The organism is Microseira wollei NIES-4236 (assembly GCF_020521235.1).
GTDB lineage: Bacteria > Cyanobacteriota > Cyanobacteriia > Cyanobacteriales > Aerosakkonemataceae > Microseira > Microseira wollei.
In genome coordinates this window covers 31,928-55,559 of the sequence record NZ_BLAY01000053.1, presented here as the reverse complement: position 1 = coordinate 55,559, position 23,632 = coordinate 31,928, and the positions used below count along the sequence as shown (strand labels likewise).

The window sequence follows — 23,632 nt, the reverse complement described above, 5'->3', positions numbered from 1 at the left end:
CGTCCCACCCCACAAGAACAAAGATGATTTTTTCTTGTGGGATGGGCATCTTGCCCGTCCCACCCCACAAGAACAAAGATGATTTTTTCTTGTGGGATGGGCATCTTGCCCGTCCCACCCCACAAGAACAAAGATGATTTTTTCTTGTGGGATGGGCATCTTGCCCGTCCCACCCCACAAGACAAAAGATGATTTTTTCTTGTGGGATGGGCATCTTGCCCGTCCCACAAATTTCAAATTTTTACTCAGACAACATCTCCAAAAACTTACAACTCCCCATCGCCGAATCAAACATATGTAACCCAAACTGCCGCGAAAGTTCCTCGCAAACTTTCACTCCTCCCACGCTATTTCCCCGTTCATCTAACAACGTGGCAAGTCTACCCCCGGTAGCTAAATCCCTGGGGATTCATTTAAATAGTTTAAGAGAGAGCATACCCCGTGGATATACTCTCTCTTGAACTTAGGTTACAGCCAAAGACCACAGGTTAGGGGCACGGCTTAGGTAGGATTTGAGTCTCACAACAAGACTTTCTATTTTCCCTACTACATCTGCACCACCAATTTCTTCTCTCTCTCAACAACTGTTGGCGTTTCCACAAGCAGTTTGCACAACTCGTCCAACTCATCCGTTCTCGCATCAATTACTAGCTTTGCACGTTCTTCCAGCTTCTCGAGATTCTCAGGACTTGGATCGTCTATATCATCATTCCCCTTAGTGAGTCTTGGTTGCAAGCGATAATATTGTTTCGGGTCGCCGTCTGCATCTGGCAGGAGTTGGTCTAATTGAGAACCAACTGCTTCACTTTGACCGTCCATAACAATATTAATAATCCGTTGCATCCATTGAGCTTGTCCCCAGCGTTTCACCCGCTCAAATTCATATTCGCGGGTCAGCGAACCCGTACCGATTGAGACAACAATAATCTCATCTATAGCCAGTTTTTTGTCTGGTTGCCTCAGTTGTCTTGCTTTTTTCTTAGAAGCAATTATCGCTTCCATAATTGCCAGGGAAGTTGGATTGTTGGCAAAAACTCCACCATCTATTAATGAATAGAAGCCGTTTGGTTTATTGTCGGTGGGAACCGAGACTGGTTCAAAATAAGTCGGGGCTGCGGAAGTTGCCATAGCAGCTTCTACCATTGTAATACTTTGGCATACTCGGTGGAAGTCCAAACCGCTTGTCTTTTCTGCCTCCTTATTACTGGTGAAGTAAACAGGAATCCGCAGTTCAGTTTCATAGCTGGTAATGAAAATTTCCGTCAGTGCCTCTTGAATTCGAGTTTCCTTGCCCAAATATTCTGCTAAAACTTCTTCCCTGCCATTTGAAGCAAATTTTGGTTTAAGAAATAGTTCCCTTAAATTCTCGTGCCTGTCTATCCAGGACTGGTCGAAAATCCGTTTTCCCTCTTCCCGATACAGGTCGATTAAATCCTTAGCTTTGTAATGCGGTATTTCCGGATTATCTGGATGGGGTTTAGTCAGACCTAATGCCAAGATACCGCCGGTTGAAGTGCCAGCAATCATATCAAACAATTGACAGATCGGCTTGTTTGTCCGCCGTTCAATTTCGGCTATAATCATCGCCGGGATAATCCCTCTGATGCCGCCACCGTCGATTGACAATATTTTATATTTAAAAGTCATATTACTCTCCTTGGTCTGGCACAAAAACTAAATAATTGTTACCTTGATTTCTCGAATCACTTCTAAATTTATATTCCCCTGGTTGGATTTACTTTCCGGACTTTTTTCACTAATAATGAAAATCGTTGCAATTTTTAATAAATCCCAAGTCAATAGTTTTCCTTAATTGAGAAAACTCCAGCTTATTTGCTAGAGAAATACCTTCATCTATATTTTGGAAATTTTGCCAGACTCTGACAGTACCCTCACGGGGTACTTTTGCTTGGCTCTATTACTACAAATTATATAAAAAGTCAATTTTTTTAATTAAATTATAAAACTCTAAAACTTTCTATACATTTAGTGGCAACCAGTCGCCCATCGGGACGCCCCAGGAGAGAAGAAACTGTCTTGCTTGTCCCCCTTCCCACTTCGCTAGATTCATAAATTTTATGAACATTCTGTATCTTAAAACACAATTTGCTTGCCAATTTGAGCTTGGCGTGTTATATTAAAAAAATAGAAGGATAATTATACACCAACCGATCCCAATCTGAAGTCCATGATGAACAAAAATCGTCGCGAAGACCTAAAAAGAACAGCCGAAACACATCGTGCCAACATCCAGAAAAGGCTGCAACATCGCTTGGAAGTCGCCAGAGCCAACGGTGACCAAGAGTTAATCCGGCAACTGGAAGCGGAAATGCAGCAACTGTAGAGCAGTAAAGCGCTGAAAAATAGCATTTTAGGGAGAAAAGAAGGAGGGGCAGGCTAGGAATGCCCCTCCTTTGACTTAGAAACCCGGTTTTTTCAAAAAACCGGGTTTCTTTAACAAGCGATCGCTTGAAGAGGACGCGGGGATGCTAAGGACAAGGGGACGCGGGGAAATCCCAAGCTATCAAGTTATATCACCGATGGCGCTGCAAATGGGAGGCGGATAACCTAGAAATAGCGAGTTTTCTCGCGCTCAGAAGCCATTTTTTTTATCAATGAATTTCTATGGATTTCCCAGATCAGTTTAAGGCAAAGTCGCTAGCTTTGTTGTAGTAGCTATACTGGTGGCTCTACAAATGTAAGCCACAACTTGATTAGCGAGTGAGAAAACCGTCATGACAGTTGAATTGATAGCCTGGATAGCCGATGCCTGGGGTGCATTGCACAAGAATATTGACTGGATGGCTTGGAACCTGTTTTTAGCTTTATTGCCGTTGGCTTTGAGTGTGTGGCTATTTGGCAGACCGCGATCGCGCAAAGCATTATGGTGGATTGGACTATTCCTATTCGCCACCTTTTTGCCAAAATCCCCCTTGGTTTTGACCCACATAGCGCGTTTCATCATCGAGAACCGCACGAATTATATCGTTTGGGCAATTACGCTGGTTTTAATCGCGTTGGATGTGTGGTTGATGCGTAGTCCGCAAACCCGATCTTGGTTTTGGTGGCTGGGATTCCTCGTTTTTATCGCATTTTTGCCCAATGCGCCGTATGTTCTGACCGATATCATTCACCTAGTTGAAGATATTCGCCAGGGATACTCGATGTGGACAATTACCTTAGCGCTTGTTCCCCAGTATTTGGTCTTTATGATCGGTGGGTTTGAAGCCTACGTCCTGTCTTTAATTAACCTGGGCGAATATTTGAAACGACAAGGTTTGGGTAAATTCGTCCTTTGGGTAGAGTTAGCCTTGCACGCACTGAGTGCGATTGGGATTTATTTAGGGCGATTTTTGCGGTTCAACAGTTGGGACATCGTGACGCAACTCGATACTTTAGCGAATAGCGTCATAGACGATCTCGTCGCCAAACGCCCAATTTTAGTGATGTGGGTTACTTTCGCGGTGATTGCGGGATTGTACTGGATTATGAAACAGGTGAGTTTGGGCATAATCTTGCGGAGAAAACAAGCGATCTCTACCCATCAACTCGCTTCACAAAGCGATACCTCCACCGTTCTGTAACCCCATCACCAACCACATCCGCGCCAAATTAATCCTATCGAAAGATGGCACAAGCTTTAGGCTTCGCTGAAATTAACCCAGATAGGTAATAGGTCATAGGTCATTCTTCATCACCTATGACCTATTACCCCTTGTGTTGATAGGAGGTTGGGAATATGGCGTTATTATCTACCGATGAACTCAAAACTTTAATACAAACGGTTCAAAAGCCCTGCATTTCACTTTATATGCCCAGGCAAAAGGCAGGGCCAGAAATTAGACAAAACCCGATTCGGTTTAAAAATATCGTCCGCGAGGCAGAAGAACGTTTAAAGGAAATGGGTTTAGACGACGAGGAGACAATCGAATGGTTTAAGCAAGTTCATCAACTCGATCCGGGTGATTTTTGGGAAAATCAAGATTTGGGACTGGCAATTTATATTTCTCCAGAAATCTTTCGCTACTACAGCCTTCCCTACGAATTTCAAGAATTGGTGGTCGTCAATAATCATTTCCACATTAAGCCACTTCTGCATCTGCTCAATAATGACGGACTGTTTTACATCTTGGCTTTGAGCCAAAATAATATCAGGTTCTTTGAAGCAACGCGCTACAGCATCAACGAACTAGAACTGGAAAACGTTCCTAAAAGCTTAGAAGAAGCGCTGCAATACGACGAAACTGCAAAAGAAGGTCAACAGCGGATTGCCACATCCAAAGGCGGTACTAGGAATTCTTTCGTACAACCGGGCAGTTTTCACGGTCAAGGAAGTCCAGATCGAGATAGGCATCAAGAAGACATTCTGCAATTCTTTCACATGGTTGATAGCGCTTTATTCGACGAGAAACTGAGGAATAAGAAAGCGCCGTTAGTATTAGCAGGCGTTGAGTATCTGTTCCCAATTTACAGAGAAGCTAATACTTATCAGCATTTAGTGGAAGAAGGCATTACAGGCAATCCAGAAAACTTGAAGCCGGCAGAATTGCACGCGCAAGCTTTACCGATTGTAGATCCGATATTGCAGCAGTCAGAAGAACTTGCGCTCGCTCAATACCAAGAATTAGCCGGAGCGGGTACTGGCAAAACTTCTCACGATCTCAAAGATGTGATTTCCAGTGCCTATTACCAACGGGTTGATTCGTTATTTGTACCAGTCGGACAGCAACAATGGGGACACTTTGACCCGGAAACAATGAGTGTAGATTTACACGCGGAACCCGCAGCAGATGATGAGGATTTGTTGAATTTTGCTGCGGTTTATACGATAATAAATGGCGGCACAGTTTACGCAGTCGAGCCAGAAAAAGTGCCAGATGAAGCACCAGCGGCGATTTACCGTTATTAGGTAACGAATCGCTAATTGCTAATTGCTAATTGCTAATTGCTAATTGCTCATGGGAATATTTTATGGATATACCAGCGATTAGCTATTAGCTAGTTGCTAAAATAGATAATCTAGGAATTACGCAAAAAAACAAAGGGCGCTCCGAAAAATCGTGGTTGTCGAGGGGCGAAATTGACGCATAAACCGGGTTTTTGGCTGGAGCGAAGATTTTTACGGCTTTACCAGCCATTAGCCATTAGCAATTAGCCATTAGCAGCAATCTAAAATCACAAATCAAGCTGACGCCGAGATGCTTCTAAAATGATGCGATGTTCGGCGCGAGCGATCGCACTATATGTAGAATCAACCGCATCCAAACTGACAGAAATAGACTCAATTCCCCAGCGGACGAGGTGTTCGATTAAATCTGGATACTGTGCGGGTGCTTGACCGCAAATTGATGTGGGAATCCCTTGCTGTTTGGCAGTTTGGATCAGTTGTTGCACCGCGCGCATCACTGCCGGATGCCGCGAGTCAAACGCCGCTGCCATCTGACTTTGGTCGCGGTCAACTCCTAATAATAGTTGGGTTAAATCGTTAGTGCCGATGGAAATACCCTGGACGCCTGCCTTAACGTAATCTGGTAACAACAGCAGCACAGAAGGCACTTCCGCCATAATCCACAATTCAAATTGGGCATATTGAGTTAACCCTGCTTGCTCAACTTGACGGCGGCAAAAAGAAAACTCTTCAACCGTGCGAACAAAAGGCAAAATCAAGCGCACATTGGTATATCCGGCACGATAAACTGCAGCGATTGCAGTTAGTTCTAGCTGGAAAATCTCTGGATAAACTAGATAGCTGAACGTTCCCCGCACGCCCAACATCGGGTTGCTGGTGGCGGGAAATGAGGGGCTACCTTCTAAAGATTGAAATTCGTGCGCTCGCAAATCCAGGGAGCGATAAAATACCGGACGCGGCGCAAAAGCACTGGCAAATCTACTAATATGCTCGGTTAACCGTTCAACTAGCTGTTGCGATCGCCCCTGCTCAACCCACAAACTGGGATGTTGTCCCTGCAAAAGTTCCAGCATCATCACTTCACTTCGCAATAACCCCACCCCATCTACCGGCAGCGCTTTTGCCTTCTCAATCGCACCCGATTGACTTAAATTGACTAACAGCCTAGTAGCAAGGGGAGTAAAAGATTGCAGAGTTTGGGGTACGGAATTGGGATAAAATTCTTGCCGATGACCCTCACCAGACTCCAGGCGATAAATCTCACCGCGATCGCCGTCTACCATGACAAAATCGCCCGTTTTAATCATCTTAGTTGCACCTCTGACACCTACCACGGCTGGAATGCCTAATTCGCGAGCAATAATAGCAATGTGGCTAGTCATGCCCCCCTGTTCGGCAACTACACCCGCAGCGCGTTGCAACAAAGGTAACCAATCGGGAGTAATGCTAGGAGCAAGCAAAATCCTTCCTGGTGGCAATTGCTCTGGATGGTCAATCTTACCAGCGAGTAAGAGCGCTTTCCCCATTGCCCGCCCCGAAGACGCCCCCAAACCCCGAATCGTGGCAGTTTGACCGCTTGTGAGAGGGGAGGAAGAAGACGGGTCGAGTTGTGTAGAAACATTCCCCGCGTCCCCCCCTCCCCGAGTCAGGAAGTCCTCTTGAGAGGTTGTGGGGGATCTAGCCCCATCTGGCGGACGGGGATACGCTTGGGTGAGATACAATTGCGCTTCCAAACCCGGTTCTAAGAGCGCTAGCGTCCACTCCAGGATTAAAGTCGGACTGAGATCCGCTCTCAGGCGGTGGGTCAACTCAATCAGTTCCGTGAGATATTTTGCTTCTAGAGCGTATTTTTTTTGTTGTTCCTCGCTCAGCAAATAAGTTTGTAGGTAGTTGTCAGGGATTGATTGTTGTTTGCTAACTTTAGGGGCATAGCTAGAGGGGGACTCAAAGGTCCCTGGTAATTCGCTAACATCCTGTCCTTCTGACAAACGATAGGCGATGGTTTTGCTACCCAGGTGTTGGCGAGCGATCGCGCCGCTATCTGGCTGCACTTGGTAGTAATCTGGAAACACTTCTCCCCGCACCAGCGCCATCCCCAGTCCCCAGGTTGCTTGAATTTCCCAAACCTCTTTTGTCGCTAAAACGCGCCCAGAAGCTAGTGCATCGTGGATTGGTTGTACTAAAATCCCTAGATGAATCTGTTGCAGTTTGATCCCGGAGCGCTGCCAATACAGCAAGCTTCTGGCTCTAAATAACTCCGCCCACACCCGCTTGACGCCAAAAGCGATCGCCTCCCTCGTACAAGCGCAAACATGACTTTCCAGCAGTCCGGAAATCTTTCCGGTACTGCCAAACGCCAAATGGGACGGTAGCGCCAGCGTCGGTCGCAAAATCAATCCCTGCGCCTGCAACTTTTTACTCGCCGCTAACAGCGTTGATTCCCAAGTTTCAGGCAGCGCCGCCGCCATCATTTCGCGACGAATGCGCTGCGCCACCTGCTGGAGTTGGTAAGGATTGTCAACATCCACGTACAGCGAAGAAGAAGGCAAGTCGGCAAACAGGGGATCTAACCATTCAATCGTCTCCAAAAACTGGCGCAGAACAGGACTAGGAATTACAAAACCGCCAATAACAGGATATCCCTTCTGCCGCAACTGGCTTAAGTAAAAGGCTTTTTCCCCCACCTGGAGGCGATTTGAAGCTTGAATCCGATCGAGCCAAAGCAGGTCATCCACAGACAGAAAGCCACGAGGTCTGTATATTTCTTAACATTTATTTGGCCTTTGCTAGATCGACCCTAAGCCATCAATTTCCAGCCTTCAGTGTAGATTTCTCAGCATCGGTGACGCCTGTGACACCCATAATATTCATACCTTCGTAGAGGCGAGGCGTACGCATCGTCCTCAAACGCTCACCAGTCTCAATCTCCCACAGCGCCATCGCTCCATCGGCGCTGCCGCTGGCTAAGGTGCGACCATCGCGTGCTGTTGCGATCGCCCACACCTCAGAGGAATCGCGCTTTAATGTTTTGAGACATTCCCCAGATCGAACATCCCACAGCTTTATCGTTTTGTCGTGACTTAGGGGAGTTAGACGCCCAAACTGCTCCTGTAGAAGGTCGCGCAGTTGATCTTGAATAAACAAGTCTTGTTCTAAAAATTGCAGGCAGCTGGAAATATCCCCTGCCAAAAAATCTTTGATTGCAGAAGCCACAATTTTTATGGCTAACGGGTTTCCCCCGTAGCGCTCAAACACCCCTTGGCTTAAAAAATTTTTTGTCCCTCTTCTGCGGACAATCCTGCCAACTTTAAGCAGCGAACCGGCAGGTTTTCTCCCTCTAATGGGATCAATTCTTTGGCAAACTCACGGGACGTTAGCACCAGGCAACTGTTGTGGGAAGTTTCACCTATCAGCTTGAGTAATCGACCATATCCTTCATATTGTGAGCGATAGCAACCTGTGGGTTGGCGAGCGCCACTTTGTAGAATAAATTCGGCATTATCTAAAATCAGAAGACAGCGAGAGGTACGCAAACAAGCCATCAGCCGCAAAAGTTGTTCGTCCAAAGTTTCCTGTAAATGCGTTTCCTGCTCACCCCAGAGGAATTGCAGCAGATTCGCCAGCAATTCTTGGATAGACGGGGCATTACGTAGACTCCGCTCAGATAGTCAAACTCGCCTTGAATCTATTCACCTAACTTTACAGATAAGGCAGTTTTACCAATTCCACCCATGCCTAATAAAGCTACCAATCAGCAGCGTGAAGCCGAGCTATCGCCCCTAGGCGAATCGCCCACAATCCACTGCTTGTTCAATAGTGTGGTTATAAAAAACTGAGATATCAATCGCTTCTCCCCCATCTTGTTGGGAATTGGCTCTGACTTTCTCTGGTGTTTTTTTTACAGGTTGGGATAACATCCCATCACCTAAGTCAGCAATATCTTTGCAGTCCAGCCTCAATTTTTGACAAATTTCTGCAAAAGCACAAAGGAACCACCAGAAAACGTGGCAAAAAGTGGAAAAATTCTCCATCTTATCGCTGCTGTTCCATAACCCGAATTTGTCTTGGGACTGCTAGCATGTGGTGTTCTGGGGGCTATCTTTAAGTCTTCCCTTGTCTCCCTTCTTGCTTGTCCCTCTTCCGACGGGTGGCAGCTGGGAGGCTAAAATAAGGCTGGTGAGCGATCGCACCGCCCATCCATCCACTCCCTTGCGTGCAAGGGAGCGCCTCTCTACCCTCACAGACGGGCAAAATCTGTCCTCAGTCTTGCTTTGTCTCGGTTCAATTTCTGTTTGATCTAGGAGTTGCTTAATGCGAGCGATTAACTTTCTGATTATCTTCCTGTTTTGTGCAGCGCTGGTTTTATTTAGCTTAGAAAATACCGATCCGGCTACGATTAAATTGGTTAAAGGGGTTGACATTCAAGCACCTTTATGCATTGAATTAATTGGCGCAATGGGGTTAGGGGCTGTCCTGGCTTGGATATTTGGCATTTTGAGTTGGTTCCAGCGGTTCTTGGAATCCCGCAAGACAACGCGAGAAATTCGCGAGCGGGAGAATCGGATTCAAGCTTTAGAAAAAGACTTAGAACAATACAAAGCAGAACTGCAAGAGCAACAACAGGCTCTATCATCGGCAACAGAAGCGACAGAAGCAAAAAATACCCAGCCCAAAGTAATTGCTCAAAGTTGAATTTGGCGATGACACCGACCCCAAATCGAGCAGCTGCGTGGAATGACGCGCCGCACTTAGCGATCGCCCTGCTAATTGACTTGGCTCAGCGGGGGGAAATTGACCCTTGGGATGTCCAGGTAATTGAAGTGATCGACCGCTGTTTAAACGAACTAGCCCAAGGGGTGCAGACTGGCTGGTTAGAAACAGATCTATCCCAATCTGGACAGGCATTTTTGGATGCAGCGGTGCTGGTATTGCTCAAAGCCAATACCTTAGAAAACCTCCAAGAACCGGAAATCCCTGCTGAGTCACCAGAAGCAGAAGAACTGGAATTGGCAGATGCAGGCGAAGGGCGATTGCCATTGCGTCTGGAACGCCAGTTACGCAGGCGTCCCACCGCAGTACCGCCACCAAATCGCCCCGTGACGTTGCAGGAATTAATTGAGCAATTGCGGTTAGTCGCCGCCGCAATGGAAAAGCAATCCCCACGCTCTCGTCGCACCAATTCTCACGCCAATGCCTCTGCACGCGCTCAAATGCGGGCAGCTCTAGAATTGGCAAGCCAAGAAAATCTCAGCGAAATCGCAGTTGAACTCGAGCGGTTTTTGGCGGCTTATTGGTCAAATCAAACCGGGGAACAAGATGGGCTGACTCTCGATCAATTATTAGGGTTATGGTCCCTCTCACGGGGCAATCGAGGGAATTCTCCCGATCTACCATCAGCAGAGGCCAATTTGACAATAACTCCTACTCCCGAACAATTACACGACCGGGTGGGCGTCTTCTGGTCGCTGCTGCTGCTGTCGGCGCAATCTAAAGTAGAGTTAGTCCAACACGAGTTCTACCAAGACCTAAAAATTCGCGCTTTATAAAGCATAGCGTTGGCTATGGTATACAGGGACTCTGCAAAACCTGTGGGTAAAACCACGCTTCCGCCCAAAAAACTCAGGACTTACGCACGACGATCCCAGAAACCGGGTTTCTGCGTCGATCTCTAGTTCTCTTGCCACGATTTTTCAGAGAAACCCGGTTTCTTTGCGTAAGTCCTGAAACTGTAAGGAGGAGAGCCAGTGCGGTCTTGGGGTTTCCCCAAGTCGAGCAACTGGCGTATCACCACGCCCTCGTGGCAATTTTGGTCAGCCTGGGAACCCTAGAAATAGGGATATTAAGATTGAAAGGTCTTAAGAATCCCCGTACCAATAGGCGCGGGGAGTGTCAACAGTTTGAACAGCTAAATTGCTAGAACATCTGTCAATGATTCCCGCTCTTGACAGAAAATTGAACAGAAGATTTGATTTGCCATCAAATCCCCCAACTTTAGTAGCCAAGGGTTGAAGGACAAATATTGATGAAAGCCATGATTCTGGCGGCTGGGAAAGGTACCCGCGTCCGTCCAATCACTTACACAATTCCCAAGCCTCTAATTCCAATCCTGCAAAAACCAGTGATGGAGTTTTTGGTCGAATTGCTACGCCTACACGGGTTTGACCAAATCGTGGTCAACGTCAGCCACCTAGCCGATGAAATAGAAAACTATTTCCGCGATGGTCAGCGCTTTGGGGTCCAAATTGCCTATTCTTTTGAAGGTCGGATCGTTGAAGGCAAGCTGGTGGGAGAAGCAATCGGTTCGGCGGGTGGGATGCGCCGCATCCAAGACTTCTATCCCTTTTTCGACGATACCTTTGTGGTACTGTGCGGCGATGCCTTGATTGACCTGGATTTAACTGCTGCGGTGAAGTGGCACAAATCAAAAGGCGCAATCGCTACCGTGGTGATGAAAACCGTCCCCCGCGAAGAAGTTTCTAGCTACGGGGTAGTCGTCACCGACGAAGAAGGTCGCATCAAAGCTTTCCAAGAAAAGCCAAAAGTCGAAGCAGCCCTCAGCACCAACATTAACACCGGCATCTACATTTTTGAGCCAGAAGTGTTGGATTACATCCCCTCTGGCGTCGAATACGACATCGGTAGCCAGTTATTCCCCAAACTGGTAGAAATCAACGCCCCTTTCTACGCCGTCAGCATGGACTTCCAATGGGTGGATATCGGTAAGGTTCCCGACTACTGGCAAGCCATTCGCGACGTGTTAAAGGGGAAAGTCAAAAACGTCTCAATTCCAGGACATCAAGTGCGTCCCGGCGTCTACGCGGGGCTAAACGTGGCGGCGAACTGGGACAAGGTGGACATCACAGGACCAGTATACATCGGCGGCATGACGCATATCGAAGACGGCGTTAAAATTATCGGGCCGACGATGATCGGGCCAAATTGCTGGGTCTGCAAAGGAGCCACCATCGATAACAGCATTATCTTTGATTACTCCCGCTTGGGGCCAGGGGTGCGTTTAGTAGACAAGCTGGTATTTGGTCGCCACTGCATCGATAAAACGGGTGCATCGATTGATGTAGAAGCAGCCGCTTTAAACTGGCTGATTACCGACCGGCGTCAGGAGTTCCCTGCCGAAGAACCCGAAGAACAAAGAGCGATCGCTGAATTGCTCGGTAATGGGAATGGATGATTTTAGATTTGAGATTTGAGATTTTAGATTGATTCAATCTCGCATCTAAAATCTAAAATTTGAGATTAGATTGCAGAATTTACTCAATCTAAAATCTGCAATCTAAAATCTCAAATCAGATTACCTAACTCGACAAATACGTATACCGACTCAAACTGCGTTCGTAATTTTGCAACAACAACTGGGATTCTGGAATCGTAATCTGATTCTCCAATAGTGCTTGCTCGCAGCGGCGGCGGATATTCTCCACCAAGTCTTCGGCGTCGTACTGCACGTAGCCCAAGACTTCTTTCATCGTATCCCCTTTGACCACATGTTCTATTTGGTAACCTTTCGGCGTCAGTTTGATATGGACGGTATTCGTATCTCCAAATAAGTTATGAAGATTCCCCATAATTTCTTGGTATGCACCGTTAAGGAACATTCCCAAGTAATAAGGTTCTCCCGGCTTAAACAGATGCAATTCTAACACCGACTTAACATCCCGCAAGTCAATAAACCGATCGATTTTGCCATCGCTATCGCAGGTCAAATCCGCCAAAATTCCTCGCTGGGTCGGTTGTTCATCCAGCCGGTGAATTGGCATAATTGGAAACAGCTGGTCAATCGCCCAACAATCCGGCGCCGATTGGAACACAGACATATTCACGTAGTAGATGGAAGCCATAATTTTTTCCAGGTCTTCCAACTCATCCGGGACGTAATCTTGCTGGCGCGTAATTGCTAGAATTTTGTGGCAACATGCCCAGTAAAGCCGCTCGGCTTTGGCGCGTTCGGTTAAGCGCAAAATCCCTAAATTAAACCGACTGATCGCCTCTTCTTTAAATTGCGTCGCGTCGTGGTAAAATTCTTGGAAGTTTTCGGCGTTGATCGATTGGTAAGTTTCCCAAAGATAGCGAATCACTGGAGATTCGCCTTCTTGGGGGGGTTCCGGTGATTCGTGGGGGACTTCACTGGTGCTGAGTACATCGAAAATCAGCACCGACTGGTGGGAAGCCACAGCACGCCCGCTTTCGCTAATCAGCGTTGGTACGGATACGTTGCGTTCGCCGCAAGCATCTTTTAACTCGGCGACGATGTCGTTGGCGTAATTCTGCATGTTGTAATTTTTGGAGGCGTAGAAGTTGGTTTGAGAACCGTCGTAGTCCACGCCCAATCCGCCGCCGACATCGAGGTATTTCATATCGGCACCCAGTAACGCCAATTCGACGTAAATTTGACTAGCTTCCCGGATAGCTTCTTTGATGACGCTAATCGAGGAAATTTGGGAACCGATGTGAAAGTGCAACAGCTGCAACGAGTCTAACAGGTTAGCAGCGCGTAATTGCTCGACAGCTTGGATAATTTCTGGTATAGTGAGGCCAAACTTGGCGCGATCGCCTGTAGAAGTCCCCCAGCGTCCCACTCCCTGCGTACTCAGTTTCGCCCGCACCCCTAAAATTGGTTTAATTCCCAACTGGCGCGACGCTTCAATCGCGACCTGCACTTCTTCGATTTGTTCCAGGACAATTAACGGCAGTTGTCCCAGTCGCTGGGCTAACATTGCCGTTTCAATGTATTCGCGATCCTTGTAGCCGTTGCAGACAATTAAAGCACCGGGAGTATCCAACAGCGCTAAAGCAATCATCAATTCGGGTTTTGAACCCGCTTCTAAACCAAACTGATGGGGTTTGCCAAACCGCACCAAATCTTCAACTAGATGGCGCTGCTGGTTGCATTTTACCGGGAACACGCCTCGGTAGGAACCGGGGTAATTGTAGCGCGCGATCGCTTTGGCAAAGCAAGCATTCAACCTTTCGATGCGGTCTTCCAAAATATCGGAAAATCGGATCAGCAGGGGAAGACCCAAATTGCGCTGTTTCAGGGCATTCACCAGTTCAAATAAATCCAGCGAACCGCCGCGTTCCCCCTTGGGAGACACCGTCACGTGACCCGCCGCATTAATCGAGAAATACGGTTCGCCCCAGCCTTGTATGCGGTACAATGCTTCGCTATCTTCCATCATCCATTTCTTGGTCATTTCCCGTGCCGCAGCAGGCAGAAGCATCAAAGACTTAGCCTCTGCCAACGATAATGAATCAACAGAATTTCTCACTCGGTCTTCAACACCCTTTTGATCGGTCGTCGGCTGTGCCCCCATGTCTATCCCCCATGCAACAACTACCGACATGTCAGTTTAGCGCATCTACAACCCTTGCATCGTCGGTTTTCCCACTACTTTTGGCAGAATTTTTCCACCAACAACGAGACGATGGCTAGAAACCCGCTTTCTGCGTCAATGTCTAGTCGCCAAACCCACAATTTTTGCTAGAAACCGGGTTTCTTTTGCCTAGAAACCCCGTAGCGACGAAACTCGCAACCTCCTGTGGTAAAGTTGAACCATCTTGACCCTCACTGCCGCAAGCGAGAACCAAGCTAATAGGCACAGGTTGCAAGAGCAAGTTATGGGTCTTGGGAACCAGGACTTCTGCCCTTGGAGGGAATGTGAGACCAAAGGAACTAGGTCGTTCTCTTGGCAATTCCCGATGAATTGGGAAGCCCACACCTAACCGAGGTAGGAGTGGGTAGTTCACGATACTAGGCTGGAACCCGAATTGTAACGCGCAGGTATTTACAGTGGAACGGACATTTCTAGCAGTCAAACCCGATGGCGTTCAGCGCCAACTCGTCGGCGAGATTATCCGGCGCTTTGAAACCAAAGGCTTTACCCTCGTTGGCTTAAAGCTAATGCAAGTCAGCCGCGAACTCGCCGAACAGCACTACGACGTTCACCGCGAAAGGCCATTTTTCTCCGGTTTAGTTGACTTTATCACCTCTGGCCCCGTCGTAGCGATGGTGTGGGAAGGTGAGGGCGTCGTCGCATCCGCACGCAAAATCATCGGCGCTACCAACCCCCTAACGGCTGAACCGGGTACAATTCGCGGTGATTTCGGAGTTAGTATTGGTCGCAACCTGATTCACGGTTCCGATGCGATTGAAACCGCCCGTCGCGAAGTTAGTCTGTGGTTTAAAGACGAAGAATTAGTAAGTTGGCAACCGAGTATTACTTCTTGGTTGTACGAAAAATAGGTTGCTGACCTAATTTTTAGATCGTGCCATCGTTTCACCGATGGCATTTTTTTATTTAATTTGTAGGGGCGGGTTTTACCAACTATCTGTGATGCCAAACCGACAATTTATCTAAACCCGCGAAGCCCCAATTTCTCGCGAAACCCCCCCGCCCCCGATGCAACGATTTTGGGGGCGGGTTTATGTATATTATTAGTGAGAATCATAGATTATTGGTGAAACCCGCGAAGCCCCCGATGCAACGATTTTGGGGGCGGGTTTATGTATATTAAGTAGGTGCAGGTAAATAAAGTGAAAATAACTTAATGCTCAAAGAGCAATTGATCGGACTCAGCCCAGTATCTTTTGGAGGAAATAGCATAAGAATGATAATCAAGGTCATTAACAGGGGCAAACATCTGTTCGTTCCCGCTCTGTGTTATGGAGTTCAGCACAGCTGAGCGATTACCTAGCAGTTAGGGTGAAAACCAGTGTGTATAGATATAAAAGGGTAAAGCTTTGATATAATTAGGGAAAAGTTCAGTCAGTTTATCAATGCGCTTATGCCAGCGCCCCTTAAAGTTCACCTGACACAACGAGAAGATCAAGTTCTGCTCAAACTGGCTCAAGCAAGCCTAGTGCCATCAAGAACTAGAAGCCGTGCCATAGCGCTATCTGATAAACCGCTAACTAATAAGTTGTCAATAGGTGTTGATATCAGTTAACGGTATGCAAGAGATTTGGACATATATAGAATCTTGGCTTTATGCCAATGCCCCCAAGGTGCTCGACACTTTGCAACCTGGAGCTTCTGATACTCAAATCAAAGCAGCAGAAGATTTTCTCTCTATTCAATTCCCGGCAGAAGTTAAGGCTTCTTATCGTATTCATAACGGGCAGTCAGGTTATGACTATGGCTTTTTAGAGGGGAGGGAGTTTCTATCTTTAGAACGTATGCAAGAGGAATGGGCAGTGTGGAAAGAACTTTTAGATGGCGGGGAGTTTGAAGACTTTGAAAGTTCCCCTGATGCAGGTATTCGCTCTGATTGGTGGAGTGCACAGTGGATTCCGCTGACCAATGACGGAGCAGGTAATCATGATTGTCTAGACTTGAATCCTGGTGAGGGTGGAAAGCGTGGACAAATTATTACAATGTGGCATGATGAACCTGAAAGGCCGATTGTTGCGCCAAGTTTTAGGGAGTGGTTGGAGCAATATGCTGAAGGCTTGGAATCAGGACAGTTCGTTTTTTCCGAGGAAGACAAAGGTATATTCAACGTAGATTATATGTAAGCTGCCACGTCAACTCCACTGGGCAGACTTGAAAGGGTTTTGACAATTAGCCTTACAAAAGTTTACAACGTGTTCCAATTTGCATGTACTTTGTCATACCCCCATGCAGAGCTTAACTTTGTTCTATGTTGATAATGATAATCAATTGAGCAGGGAAGGGAAAGCGCAGCTTTCCCTTCCTGCAATAGTAATGGGGAAGTGGCGAGCGCCGCTCGCCACTTCTCTCTCTAATTGATTATCATTCTTATCATCTCCTCCAATTCACAAGTGGGTTAGAACACCTGCACTTTGAACCAGGGCAAAAACTTGGCGAATTTCTTTTTGGTAATTAAGCTATTTTCACTTTATTTACCTGCATCTACTTATTAGTGAGAATCATAGATTGTTGGTGAAACCCGCCCCTACAAACAATTAATTTTAGATCGCGATCGCTAAAATTTGTGTTACTATAAAGATAATGAAAAAGGTGCGCCCATATGTACGCAATCTGATTGTTAAAATTAGGGATTAAAGCACTAAAGCACCTGGACTTGATACAAGCGATCGCCCCCCATCGTTCCACCTCCTATAACTTGCTATTCTTCTTCATCAATCTCAAAATTCACCCCAGCGTAAATATCCTGGAACGAAATTTGAAACTGAACCGATTTCAACGATAAAACAGCTGCTTCAGACTCATATTCAGTTAAAACCCATTGCCCCTCTGAGTTTTTGGCAAACTGTTCGATGTGATATTCGTATTGGTCAACCAGAACATATTCTTTTAAATCGGGAATCGAGCGATAAAATTGAAACTTATCTGTTTTGTCAGAATTTTTGACTGACAAAATCATCAAAGGATTGGTAACGGTTGTAGTGCCTTTCCCATCATAAACAGGCGCGCCTTGAATCACCATCACATCCGGATAGGTGTATAGACGACGATAACGCGGTATCCACAACTTCACATCACCCATATAGATTTTGTAATTTTGCCCCTTCATGGTTAGTTTGAAATTGGCGTAAAAATTACCAGCGATTTCGTTGTGCTTGGTTGTTTTGCCTGTCATTGGCACTATTTCTCCATCTCGGTATTCGCTTTTGTATTCGGCAGTCTCTTCTAATTCCAGATATTCCTCTGGTGTGTAGGAACGTTTTTGAGTTTGAGTTTGCATAGGATCAATTTCTAAAATTTGTGGTACTATAAGGATAATGGAAAAGGTGCGCCCATATATGCACGAGCTGAATGTGAAAATTAGGGATTAAAGAGAGAGCGCCACATACCCTAGAGGTTTTTCCAAAAAAACCTCTAGGGTATGTGGCGTTTATCGATCAAAGGTTAAATGTTTTATCAATCGCAATAACACCGACCAAGATTGTAGGGGCACGGCATTAAATAATTTCGGGTTAGGGACGAAACTTATTGATGCCTTGCCCCTACCCTGTAATTGATGCTGCTGCCTCGATTCGCCTTGCAGCGCGCGAGCGCCAGATAGTTACAATAGTTTACATCCCGTTCATCAAAACTTAAGCATTCCTATGAATCGGTCAAAAGTCGTAGCAATTATTACAGGGGCGATTTCAGTTATTTTAGCGCTCGCCTACTTACTCCTCGTCCAACTCCTAGACTTTCGCGGCGAAATGCAACCCGCCCCTCTAAGCCAACTACCCCAACCTGCGGAAATTACGCATAGCTAGCGGTAATGTCCTATACTAACTAACTGAGTTGCCTTCAGCATGTGATAGGCTACCAATAGCTGGGTCAAAGCCAGGGGGTAACTTTGGAGGGTTTCCCCAGTAGTCCCGGTAATTTTGCCCAGTTCCCGATCGGCGTCCAGACTACAGTAGGGCAATAAGTCGGGAATTTCGCTGCATAGAAGCTTCTCTAACTCTTTGACTTGATTGCTAGTGGCGTGACTATCGACTTCCAACACATCAACGGGTTTACCCATATCCCGATCCAATCCTAGACGAATCGCTGGCATAGTTTTAGCAGCCGTTTGATCGAAAATTTCCGTCAAGTCTGGGTGGGGAATCGTCGGTCTAAGTACCAAGCGCACGTTCAGGCGTGAATAATCTTCATTTGATGCATCTTCAGGCGGGTAGAAACTCACCACCACATCGGCATATTGGCGCTGAGGACGGATAAACTGTTCCGAGTCGGGTTCGCGTTTTCGCAGTTCGGCGAGAACTTCTTCCTCTTTGTAGCCCCGCTTCATCGTATCGCGCTTTACCTTCCACTTAAACCGCAACCATTCCGGCGGTGCGAGGTACACCTTCACATCAAAGCAGTCCCGCGCACCACGGGTAGCATAACCCAACAAACCTTCAACCATGACAAATTTGTTGGGTTTGACATACTCCGGCGGCTCAAACGTCCCCGTTTTATGGCTGTAAATTGGTTTTAGAATCGGTTGTCCCGTCCGCAGCAAGTTTAAGTGCTGCTGCATAATATCCAAGTAATTGCAGTCCGGGTGCAAAGCCGTAATCCCAACTTCGGCACGCTGGCGGCGATCGTAGCGGTGATAATCATCCGTACAGATTACCGTAACATTGTTTAGTCCCAATACTTGCGCGATGCCTCTAGTCAGCGTGGTTTTTCCGGCAGCGCTATCGCCAACAATGCCAAGGATAATGGGACGGTGGCTCATAACTGTTTAAAAATTAATCTGAACTAATTTTAGGAATAAACGTGCAGAGTATCAACCATTTGACATCCTCCCCAACCTAGAAGGGGCGGATATTCCCTAGCAATCAAACAGACTTAACTGCTTGTCTTCTAGAAGCGTTGACAGTTTAGGGGGAAGCGCCCCATCCGGGGTCTTACACTCCCTCAGAGTCCGTTTAGAGTTGTGGATATGCCAGCGCCTCATTTTTTTATTTTTATACCAGCAATACTGATGTCAGAATAAACCCAGCACTAATTCCTATTACTATTTTATCTTCTCCCCAAAAAAGCGCTCTTAGAGGATTATCTCTTGGCAATAAATATGCCCCCGCAAAAGTAGCAAGGGTACGACCAAGAATATCAGTATCTAAAATCCCAAATGGGAGGCCGATAATTGGCATTTCAGAAATTGGATTTATGATTGGACTCAATAATCCAAATCCATCTTTCCATGCTATAAACATCCCAATCATTTGTGGCCAAACTATCTTTGGATATAATTCTAAAATGTCTATTTTATACCAATTTGGAAGATTTTTGGCAGTTTTTCAATCAAGTTAGATTCCCTAATAATTCTTTGGGGGTTGATGTATTCAATCTCGCCATTTTTAGAATACAAACCTTCAACAATTTCAGCGAGCGCATCTATTTCGATTAAACCCGATTCCATCCCGAAATAACTTTTCTTCTTTAGAGACGGTAAATTGCCGCTCCTTTTACTTGCTCATCTTCTAATTCTGCAAACTGATTGGGATACAAACTAGCCCTAATTATATCTGCTTGTTTAGCTTTACCTTCTTTTTCTATACAATCAGCTAAATCCAGAACTTTTTTAACATAAAAACCCAACAATAAGGTAGTGTATTTCAACAATTTTGGGTATTTATTTCCTTCATAAATTTGAGCAATAGTTCAACCTCTCGATCTTTGTTTAGTTCTGATGCCAAAACTTTGCTGTCAAGTTGAATTGCTTGGGATTTGTTATTTTGCTTTACTGATATATATAAAATCAACTGTCTCGCTTATTAGGATCAATATATCAATATTTTGTTCCAAATATTGCGGATATATGATATACCTCAATAAACTCAAAACATTGGTATGTAAAAATTGTCTTACTTTTCCACTAGCATAAGATTCGTAACCACAGTAACGCCAAGGAATATTATTTTTTTCAAGAAAAGCTATAATTTTTTTGTCGCGTTTTTCCATCGGATCTGCTAGTTCTAATTTGAGAATAGTTTTAATGTCCATCGCTCTTATGCTAAAATCTGTTAATTATTTTAACTGAAATTTTTATCGCGAATCTTACAAGCTTAATACATAAATGTCTCAACTTCCATCCGAGGGTAATAATTGATAAACCTCCCAACAAAATACGTGAAATATAATATATTTATACACCAGGATACAAAGATGCATTTAGAGGATAATTAAATCTCTCTTGGCCTTCTTCTCCGACGGCAATTCTTTCGTCTATTTTAGTTCTATTGTTTTGAATAAGTATACCGATTAAGGTGACCTCATCAACATTACTTACATTTATTGATCGGGCTAATTTTTCTTCTTGTTTTTCTAATTCGCATGTTTCATAAGCGAGATTTAATACTTCTAAAAAACCTTTATATATTTGACATAAATCATTATTATACCTGGACAAAGGAAAGCCTGCATTACCAGATGTTCTGCCCGTTTGTTGTTGTATTTATTTCATCCATTTTTTCTTTTGTTTCACAAGCACTTAATAAATCTTGTGCTATTGCCGCTGGAGCATTAATTGTCAGTTCGTCATGTATATTGCGAACTGCTATGATAGCTTCGTTGAACACCAAAAAAAAGATAAATACCGCTATTTTAGATACTTTTAATTTAACTTTAGCTTGTTTTTTACGAGGAACAAAATTTTTTTAATTTGTCATCGTAATATACTTCCTAAAGCTCGATAAATATACATAACATATATTAATAATTATTTGTAAATCTGGCAAATAAAATTATGTTATAATAGAAGAACAACAATATATCAAAAGTTGATATTAGTTTGAATCTAAGCGCTTCTGGGGGAATGGGATCGCGTTAATCCAGAGGTTGGTATCTTAGCTTTAAGCTTAGCTCCTGTTCGGTTGGCTCTGCACTCATAGGATTGTAGGATTTTATAATTTAATTGCCGCGCGATCGCTCAGTTTTCGGCTTGAGGCGAAAGCTTTAGCAGTCCCAAATCATCTGGTATTTCTTTAAGGGATGTAGGACTGGTATATCTTCCAGGGTGTATTGTTCCTTTTTTGACATTACTCATTAGTCGCGAACGTTAGATTTTGATTGCCTTGGTGCGCCAAAGTCATCCGGCAGTTCTTCGAGTGACTTCCCTAAAGCGCGGCATAGAGCTTTCATTTGAACAACAGTTAACTCTGGCTCATCTTCGCCGCTTTCCCATCTACTGATAGCTGCTTGCGTTAAAGTCTTTGTCCTTGTCTTATCCGGAATTTGCTTTGCTAGTCCTGCTTGAGTTAAGCCTGCCTCCTCTCTTAATCGTCGTAGGGGTGGTATATCTTCTGAGTTTGATTGTTTCTTTTTAGACATCTTAATTGCTCTAAGCATACTTATTGACAAGCAGATTCATAAGTAAGCTTATGGACGTAAACAACACAAAAAGACAGCCCCGCCTCCTGGTCAGGGTTGCGATGGACTGTCCCGTTCGCAGAAAGGGCGATCGCACTCCCATGCGATCGCCCCGACTAAACACAACTAATACAAGGATAAAACGATGACTGACCGAAAAAAATGGGATACAAGCCCCGTCCTTCTAGGACGGCTTTTTGATATAATTTTGCTGGTGAATACATAACCCCCCTCTAGGCTCAAGACAGGTTGAAACAGCTACGGTGAGAGCAGGCGTAGAGAAGAGCTAATAGGCAATGGTCTTCTAAAATCCAACCTAGAAGCAAAATGAGCAATTTGTATTGTGTTTTGAAAAGTCGCGGCTGGGCATTCCGAGACTTAAAACGCACGTGGAGAGAGTGTAAGACCTGGTTCAGGCGGTTCTTGTTGAAACGTCAACCCCATTCAGAGACGATTCCTTCGGGTATCGCTTGGTGAGGAATCACCGTGGCTTTAGCCCGGTGAGGATGTCAAATTCACAACAGCGCTCTTTGAGCGCGACTTTTCCCGTGGATAATTGTCCGCTGATTGCCTAACTTAGAGCGTATCACCGTTGGACGGTTTCGCCATCGCTCCTGACGCGGAGGGACACTTGCGGGTGTTGAAGCAGGTGATGCCGATGGCAGATTTTGCGATATGCCAGAGGCACGCACTCGCGTTCGCATTTGACCTGGTGCGCGAATAACATAGACTTTCCGGTTGAGGAGTTCTTTACACTAGATGCAGGACAAACTAGATAGAAATAATCCATCATATGACTGCCAATTTACCCCAATCGCCAGCCAAGCCGGAAACCCCGATGGGGACGCGAGTGAGAAACTTGTCGATCGTAATAGTTGCGATCGCCCTCACCGTTTCCCTATTTTTAGGAATGCGAACCCAGACAGACACCGCCACTCTCACCGAACTAGCGGAAAACTCCACCCCTCTAGAAGTCGCCATGAGCAACGGCAAACCAACGCTAATGGAGTTTTATGCCAATTGGTGTACCACCTGTCAAGGGATGGCGAAAGATATGGGCGAACTAGAACAAGAATACGCCGAGCAGGTAAATTTCGTCATGCTCAACGTCGATAATGACAAATGGCTGCCCGAAATTACACGTTACCGCGTCGATGGCATTCCCCATTTTGTCTTTTTCGGCAAAGATGGAACAGAAATCGCTCAAACCGTTGGCGAACAACCCCGCACCATCATGGCAGCTAATTTAGCAGCACTTGTTGCCGGTGAAGAATTGCCCCATGCTAAAACAACAGGTCAAACATCCAAATTTGAAGCACCCGTAAGCGCGAAAAAATCAGCAAGTGAAGATCCGCGCAGTCATGGCGCTCAAGTGGTAAATTAACCAGAAATTTGTAGGGGCACGGCAGCAATAAGTTTTGTCGCATTTATCAAAGTTTTTCTTTAGCCTTAGCCCCTACAATGTTGTATTGCACCCAATTGAAAAGGGAACAGCAGTAAGTTTTGTCGCATTTATCAAAGTTTTTCTCCTGTTCCCTACAATTTTGTATTGCTAACTTTAATCCCTATTAGGGATGGAAACTCAGTATTACTATTGCCATAAACCCATGACCCAACCTAAAACAAGTTTCCCGCATACAGACCCGCCCCTGTCGCCGAGAAAAACCCTGCCGACAATGTACGATCTTCCCAGCGAAGATCCGGAGGAACCCGGTTTGCCAGACGAATTTCACGATTTACAACCAGAACTGTTGAGTCGCACTTTCCGCAGTCCCCTGTATCCATCCAATCGGGTATTTACCGGCACGGATATGAACCTTTATTACGACGTGCGCCATCCATTGTGGCACAAACGTCCAGATTGGTTTTTAGTATTAACGCAAGTTGCTAGTTATCTTTTTAGGGCCCAAGACAGGTTAATGGCTAA

General features: G+C 45.6%; 28 protein-coding genes and 1 pseudogene. 11 read left to right on the top strand and 18 right to left on the bottom strand.

What is annotated here, in order from left to right:
* Positions 1-214 (bottom strand): hypothetical protein (locus MiSe_RS18575; RefSeq protein WP_226583320.1); only part of this gene is annotated, 214 nt, incomplete at its 3' end.
* A 332-nt stretch (positions 215-546) separates the two neighbouring features.
* Positions 547-1,647, bottom strand: coding sequence for a patatin-like phospholipase family protein (locus MiSe_RS18565; protein ID WP_226583313.1), 1,101 nt, complete (start codon positions 1,645-1,647; stop codon positions 547-549).
* 544 nt (positions 1,648-2,191) lie between these two features.
* Here MiSe_RS18565 and pirA point away from each other — a divergent pair.
* The 3 genes from pirA to MiSe_RS18550 all read left to right on the top strand — a co-directional run bounded on the left by pirA (position 2,192) and on the right by MiSe_RS18550 (position 4,909).
* Positions 2,192-2,344, top strand: a complete 153-nt coding sequence (gene pirA, locus MiSe_RS18560) for an arginine synthesis PII-interacting regulator PirA (protein WP_444980517.1) — start codon at positions 2,192-2,194, stop codon at positions 2,342-2,344.
* Positions 2,345-2,735: 391 nt separating this feature from the next.
* Entirely contained in the window at positions 2,736-3,584 is an 849-nt protein-coding gene (locus tag MiSe_RS18555) for a DUF1361 domain-containing protein (RefSeq protein ID WP_226583310.1), read from the top strand.
* Positions 3,585-3,739: 155 nt separating this feature from the next.
* A complete protein-coding gene (locus MiSe_RS18550) occupies positions 3,740-4,909 on the top strand; it encodes a baeRF7 domain-containing protein (RefSeq protein WP_226583307.1) in 1,170 nt (389 codons plus the stop codon).
* Positions 4,910-5,175: 266 nt separating this feature from the next.
* Here the strand turns inward: MiSe_RS18550 and MiSe_RS18545 are convergent, their stop codons facing one another.
* From MiSe_RS18545 to MiSe_RS18525, 5 genes are all read right to left on the bottom strand, one after another.
* Positions 5,176-7,644, bottom strand: coding sequence for a putative PEP-binding protein (locus tag MiSe_RS18545; RefSeq protein WP_226583294.1), 2,469 nt, complete (start codon positions 7,642-7,644; stop codon positions 5,176-5,178).
* A gap of 70 nt (positions 7,645-7,714) precedes the next feature.
* A complete protein-coding gene (locus MiSe_RS18540; protein WP_226583291.1) occupies positions 7,715-8,122 on the bottom strand; it encodes a WD40 repeat domain-containing protein in 408 nt (135 codons plus the stop codon).
* A 50-nt stretch (positions 8,123-8,172) separates the two neighbouring features.
* Entirely contained in the window at positions 8,173-8,475 is a 303-nt protein-coding gene (locus tag MiSe_RS18535; RefSeq protein ID WP_226583290.1) for a hypothetical protein, read from the bottom strand.
* A 213-nt stretch (positions 8,476-8,688) separates the two neighbouring features.
* The gene (locus MiSe_RS18530; RefSeq protein ID WP_226583287.1) at positions 8,689-8,940 is read right to left on the bottom strand and encodes a hypothetical protein; all 252 of its coding nucleotides are present in this window, start codon (positions 8,938-8,940) and stop codon (positions 8,689-8,691) included.
* A gap of 70 nt (positions 8,941-9,010) precedes the next feature.
* Positions 9,011-9,160: a hypothetical protein gene (locus MiSe_RS18525; protein WP_226583273.1), complete on the bottom strand. Its 150-nt coding sequence runs from the start codon at positions 9,158-9,160 to the stop codon at positions 9,011-9,013.
* Positions 9,161-9,220: 60 nt separating this feature from the next.
* On the opposite strand from MiSe_RS18525, the gene MiSe_RS18520 reads away from it, so the two are divergent.
* The 3 genes from MiSe_RS18520 (at position 9,221) to MiSe_RS18510 (ending at position 12,098) form a co-directional block, all read left to right on the top strand.
* Complete coding sequence (locus MiSe_RS18520; RefSeq protein WP_226583270.1) at positions 9,221-9,601, top strand: LapA family protein; 381 nt, start codon at positions 9,221-9,223, stop codon at positions 9,599-9,601.
* 8 nt (positions 9,602-9,609) lie between these two features.
* Complete coding sequence (locus tag MiSe_RS18515; protein WP_226583268.1) at positions 9,610-10,455, top strand: segregation/condensation protein A; 846 nt, start codon at positions 9,610-9,612, stop codon at positions 10,453-10,455.
* Positions 10,456-10,931: 476 nt separating this feature from the next.
* A complete protein-coding gene (locus tag MiSe_RS18510) occupies positions 10,932-12,098 on the top strand; it encodes a nucleotidyltransferase family protein (protein WP_226583265.1) in 1,167 nt (388 codons plus the stop codon).
* A 124-nt stretch (positions 12,099-12,222) separates the two neighbouring features.
* Here the strand turns inward: MiSe_RS18510 and speA are convergent, their stop codons facing one another.
* On the bottom strand, positions 12,223-14,268 hold the full coding sequence (speA, locus tag MiSe_RS18505) for a biosynthetic arginine decarboxylase (RefSeq protein WP_444980516.1): 2,046 nt from the start codon (positions 14,266-14,268) through the stop codon (positions 12,223-12,225).
* 446 nt (positions 14,269-14,714) lie between these two features.
* On the opposite strand from speA, the gene ndk reads away from it, so the two are divergent.
* Both ndk and MiSe_RS18495 read left to right on the top strand, forming a co-directional pair.
* Positions 14,715-15,167: a nucleoside-diphosphate kinase gene (gene ndk, locus MiSe_RS18500; RefSeq protein ID WP_226583261.1), complete on the top strand. Its 453-nt coding sequence runs from the start codon at positions 14,715-14,717 to the stop codon at positions 15,165-15,167.
* Positions 15,168-15,875: 708 nt separating this feature from the next.
* A complete protein-coding gene (locus tag MiSe_RS18495) occupies positions 15,876-16,439 on the top strand; it encodes an SMI1/KNR4 family protein (RefSeq protein WP_226583260.1) in 564 nt (187 codons plus the stop codon).
* 575 nt (positions 16,440-17,014) lie between these two features.
* Here the strand turns inward: MiSe_RS18495 and MiSe_RS18490 are convergent.
* Positions 17,015-17,593: a Uma2 family endonuclease gene (locus MiSe_RS18490; protein WP_226583257.1), complete on the bottom strand. Its 579-nt coding sequence runs from the start codon at positions 17,591-17,593 to the stop codon at positions 17,015-17,017.
* A 364-nt stretch (positions 17,594-17,957) separates the two neighbouring features.
* Between MiSe_RS18490 and MiSe_RS18485 the strand changes: the two genes are divergently transcribed.
* Entirely contained in the window at positions 17,958-18,116 is a 159-nt protein-coding gene (locus tag MiSe_RS18485) for a hypothetical protein (RefSeq protein WP_226583255.1), read from the top strand.
* On the opposite strand, the gene MiSe_RS18480 is transcribed toward MiSe_RS18485, so the two are convergent.
* The 9 genes from MiSe_RS18480 to MiSe_RS18440 all read right to left on the bottom strand — a co-directional run bounded on the left by MiSe_RS18480 (position 18,113) and on the right by MiSe_RS18440 (position 22,432).
* Positions 18,113-19,069, bottom strand: coding sequence for a phosphoribulokinase (locus MiSe_RS18480; RefSeq protein ID WP_226583252.1), 957 nt, complete (start codon positions 19,067-19,069; stop codon positions 18,113-18,115). The genes MiSe_RS18485 and MiSe_RS18480 overlap by 4 nt on opposite strands.
* 232 nt (positions 19,070-19,301) lie before the next feature.
* Positions 19,302-19,550 carry a hypothetical protein gene (locus MiSe_RS18475; RefSeq protein ID WP_226583249.1) on the bottom strand — a complete coding sequence of 83 codons (249 nt, stop codon included), beginning with the start codon at positions 19,548-19,550 and terminating at the stop codon, positions 19,302-19,304.
* A 47-nt stretch (positions 19,551-19,597) separates the two neighbouring features.
* Positions 19,598-19,756, bottom strand: coding sequence for a hypothetical protein (locus MiSe_RS18470; protein WP_226583246.1), 159 nt, complete (start codon positions 19,754-19,756; stop codon positions 19,598-19,600).
* A gap of 20 nt (positions 19,757-19,776) precedes the next feature.
* Entirely contained in the window at positions 19,777-19,956 is a 180-nt protein-coding gene (locus tag MiSe_RS18465; protein WP_226583243.1) for a hypothetical protein, read from the bottom strand.
* Positions 19,957-20,067: 111 nt separating this feature from the next.
* Entirely contained in the window at positions 20,068-20,340 is a 273-nt protein-coding gene (locus MiSe_RS18460; RefSeq protein ID WP_226583240.1) for a hypothetical protein, read from the bottom strand.
* A 142-nt stretch (positions 20,341-20,482) separates the two neighbouring features.
* Entirely contained in the window at positions 20,483-20,746 is a 264-nt protein-coding gene (locus tag MiSe_RS18455; protein ID WP_226583237.1) for a hypothetical protein, read from the bottom strand.
* Between the two features lie 13 nt (positions 20,747-20,759).
* Positions 20,760-20,915 (bottom strand): hypothetical protein, encoded by a 156-nt coding sequence (locus MiSe_RS18450; RefSeq protein WP_226583234.1) that lies wholly within the window; start codon positions 20,913-20,915, stop codon positions 20,760-20,762.
* 466 nt (positions 20,916-21,381) lie between these two features.
* Positions 21,382-21,666 carry a helix-turn-helix transcriptional regulator gene (locus MiSe_RS18445; protein WP_226583231.1) on the bottom strand — a complete coding sequence of 95 codons (285 nt, stop codon included), beginning with the start codon at positions 21,664-21,666 and terminating at the stop codon, positions 21,382-21,384.
* A 625-nt stretch (positions 21,667-22,291) separates the two neighbouring features.
* Complete coding sequence (locus MiSe_RS18440) at positions 22,292-22,432, bottom strand: hypothetical protein (RefSeq protein ID WP_226583227.1); 141 nt, start codon at positions 22,430-22,432, stop codon at positions 22,292-22,294.
* Positions 22,433-22,498: 66 nt separating this feature from the next.
* Between MiSe_RS18440 and MiSe_RS18435 the strand changes: the two genes are divergently transcribed.
* Positions 22,499-23,089: a thioredoxin family protein gene (locus MiSe_RS18435; RefSeq protein WP_226583224.1), complete on the top strand. Its 591-nt coding sequence runs from the start codon at positions 22,499-22,501 to the stop codon at positions 23,087-23,089.
* A 223-nt stretch (positions 23,090-23,312) separates the two neighbouring features.
* Positions 23,313-23,582 (top strand): annotated as a pseudogene (locus MiSe_RS18430) (Uma2 family endonuclease); the annotation flags it as partial.
* Positions 23,583-23,632: the final 50 nt, after the last annotated feature.